Origin of the sequence: Bradyrhizobium campsiandrae (assembly GCF_014529705.1) — a bacterium.
Taxonomy (GTDB): domain Bacteria; phylum Pseudomonadota; class Alphaproteobacteria; order Rhizobiales; family Xanthobacteraceae; genus Bradyrhizobium; species Bradyrhizobium campsiandrae.
In genome coordinates this window covers 1-245 of record NZ_JAANIH010000372.1, presented here as the reverse complement: position 1 = coordinate 245, position 245 = coordinate 1, and the positions used below count along the sequence as shown (strand labels likewise).

At 62.4% G+C, this 245-nt stretch carries 1 pseudogene; it reads left to right on the top strand.

Annotated features, from left to right (window positions below):
* Positions 1 to 245: pseudogene (locus G8O24_RS44905) on the top strand (hypothetical protein); the annotation flags it as partial.

Here is a 245-nt window from a genome sequence, read left to right as displayed (position 1 = left end):
GCGCTGGTGATCGAGGCCTTTGCCTACGCCATGGACCGCTCGATGGAGCATTGGCGCAAGCAGTCGGGTCAAGTCGCGCCCGAGAAGCAGCTAGCGCAGATCGTCGAGACCTATCTTTCGGTGCTGCCCGAAGAGATCTCGATCACCAGGACGTTCTGGATGCTGATGCATGCCGACAGCAAGGATCTGGCGCGGATCCGGGCGGTGGCGGATTACATCGGCGAGATCGTGGAGCGCGAACGGGC